Source organism: Streptomyces otsuchiensis, assembly GCF_004305975.1.
In the GTDB taxonomy this organism is placed as follows: domain Bacteria; phylum Actinomycetota; class Actinomycetes; order Streptomycetales; family Streptomycetaceae; genus Streptomyces; species Streptomyces otsuchiensis.
This window is the reverse complement of the sequence record NZ_BHZI01000445.1, coordinates 1-2,647: the sequence shown is the minus strand read 5'-3', so window position 1 is coordinate 2,647 and position 2,647 is coordinate 1. Positions and strand designations below refer to the sequence as shown.

Here is a 2,647-nt window from a genome sequence, read left to right as displayed (position 1 = left end):
GGACGCGGCCCGGCGTGCGCCCTGCCCGCGCGCCCCTCCCGGCCGTACGGGAGCGCACCGGAGCGTCACGGGGTGCGCCGGGGCGCGCGGGCAGGGCGCACTCCGGGCCGCGTCCTCGGCCGTGGGCGCGGAAACCCCACCGGTGGACGCGCCCACGGTGCGGACGGGGCCGCCGCCCGCCGTCTCAGGCGCCGGCGAGGGCGGCGTGGGCCAGCTCGGGTTCGTCGGTGACGACCCCGTCCAGGCCCAGCTCCACCGCGCGCGCCAGCTCCTCCGCGGTGTTCACCGTCCAGCTGATGACCTCGATGCCGGCCGCGTGGCAGCGGCCGACCACCTCCGGGGTGAGCCGGGGGAACTCGCAGGAGACCATCGACGCGCCCAGCGCCACGGCGCGTTCCGGCGCGGTGGCGGTGCTCTCGCCGGTCACCAGGGCGATGGGGATCTCCGGCAGGAGGGCGCGGGTCTCCCGCAGGGCCGCGTCGTGGAAGGAGATGACACGCACCCGGTCGTGCAGGCCGAGTTCGGTGACGGCCGCCGCCAGCCCCCGGGCGGCGGCCGCGTCCTTGATCTCCGCCTGGACGGGCGCGGAGACGGCCTCCATCACCTCCCGGAAGACCGGGACGCGCTCGCCCTGGCCCGCGTCGAGCGCGCGCAGCTCCGCGAGGGTCATCTCGGCGATCCGCCCGCTGCCGTCGGTGGTGCGGTCGACGCGGGCGTCGTGCATCACGACGAGGTGCCCGTCCTTGCTCAGGTGGATGTCCAGCTCGATCACATCCACCCCCTCGCGCTCGGCGCGGCGGAAGGAGCGCAGGGTGTTCTCCGGCTCCGCCCCCATCAGTCCCCGGTGTCCGACGGTCAGCAGCGGCATGGTGGTCGAGCCTCTCTGGTGCGGTGCCCGCGGTGGGCCCGCGCGTGTCCGGGCGCCTGCCGCGTGTGATCGCGGCCACTGTAGGCGACGTGGATGAACCCGTGATTCACCGGGTAAGGCAGGAAAAGAAGCGGCGTGAACGCCGATTGGCCGTAAGATTTACGGTAGGCGGGCTTGAAGGTGAGACCGCCGCACCGCTAGCGTTCCGGCGAACGAGCACCACGCGTGGAGGAACTGGTCATGACGGAAACCCTGGTCACCGCCGCCCCCGACGGCGGCACCGCCTCCCGGGTGGTGGCACACCCCGCCTGGCCCGCCCTCAAGGACGCCGTCGAGGCCATCCGCCCCGCGCAGTCCAAGGACGGCTCCATCGACTTCGACGCCCCCGAGGCCCCGGACCGCGACGCCGTCCGTGAGCTCGTGGAACGCGTCGCGGACTCCGTCCGGGCGCTCTCGCCGCTGATGCCCCACGACGCCGCCTACCACCAGGCCCTCGTCGCCGACCTGCGCCGCTGGGCCGACGACGGCTTCGGCGTCCCCGACTTCCTGGACTCCCTGCTCGCCTTCACCCCGGCGAGCGAGCGCACCGACGGCCGTCAGCACCTGGTCGTCTTCCCCATGTACACCCAGAACGGCAACCCCGACCGCAACCTGGAAGCCGTCGTCCTGCGCATGGTCTGGCCCACCTGGCTGTCGGAGCTGGAGCGCACCCGCTACGACAACCCGCTCTTCCTCGGCATCACCTTCGAGGACTTCACCGCCGGCTACGACACCAACTCGGCGGTCCTCTTCCCGGAGACCATCGCCGTCCGCGAGGCACCCGAGCGCTTCAGCTGGGGCGGGATCTTCTGCGACCGTGAGGCCGCCCGCTTCCGCCGGGTCGTCGACGCCGCCTGCGAGGCGACCCGCCTCGAACTGCCCGAGGACGCGACCGAACTGCTCGCCGACCAGCACCGCTGCGAGCAGACCTTCGTCCTGTGGGACATGGTCCACGACCGCACCCACAGCCACGGCGACCTGCCGTTCGACCCGTTCATGATCAAACAGCGGCAGCCGTTCTGGATGTACGGCCTGGAGGAGCTGCGCTGCGACCTCACCGCCTTCGCCGAGGCGGTGCGGCTGGAGGAGGACGGCTACTCCCAGGGCCGTGACGTGCAGTTCGCGATCATCCTGGACCGCATCTTCCGCTTCCCGGTCACCGGCGAACGCAACCGCAACTACGACGGCCTCGGCGGACAGCTGCTCTTCGCCTACCTCCACCGCCACGACGCGCTGCGCTGGACCGACAACCGGCTCAGCATCGACTGGGACCGGGCCCGCGCCGTCACCGTCCAGCTGCGCCAGGAGATCGAGACCCTCTACCGCGACGGCATCGACCGGCCCAAGCTGGTCCACTGGTTCAAGGCCTACGAGCTGGTCTCCGGCTACCTCGCCCCCCACCCCGGCTCGACCTGGGCCAAGGGCCCCGACGCGCTGGACCTGTCGCTGCCGCCGCGCAAGCTGGTGGACGACGTGCTGCCGGACGAGTTCCCGCTGAGCCTGTTCTACGAGGCCCTGGCGCGCAAGCTCCGCACCGTCATCGAGTCGACCCGGGGCATCACCGCCGAGGACCGCACCAAACTGGCGGCCTGAACGCACACCGCCGAGAGCCGGCCACCCGCGCACCACGCCCGGGGCCGGTCTCTCCGCGCGCCCGCGTCACCCCGGCCCGCGCGACACCGGCCCGCCCCACGACGGCGGGAGAACGCGGACCGGGGCACCCGCGCCCCCCCACCCGGC

At 73.1% G+C, this 2,647-nt stretch carries 2 protein-coding genes; one reads left to right on the top strand and one right to left on the bottom strand.

All coding sequences use genetic code 11. The features are described 5' to 3' along the window. Positions 1-184: 184 nt before the first annotated feature. Positions 185-868 carry a glycerophosphodiester phosphodiesterase gene (locus tag E0D90_RS24890; RefSeq protein WP_130800184.1) on the bottom strand — a complete coding sequence of 228 codons (684 nt, stop codon included), beginning with the start codon at positions 866-868 and terminating at the stop codon, positions 185-187. Between the two features lie 240 nt (positions 869-1,108). On the opposite strand from E0D90_RS24890, the gene E0D90_RS24885 reads away from it, so the two are divergent. Beyond that, on the top strand, positions 1,109-2,500 hold the full coding sequence (locus E0D90_RS24885) for a DUF6421 family protein (protein WP_103500547.1): 1,392 nt from the start codon (positions 1,109-1,111) through the stop codon (positions 2,498-2,500). Positions 2,501-2,647: the final 147 nt, after the last annotated feature.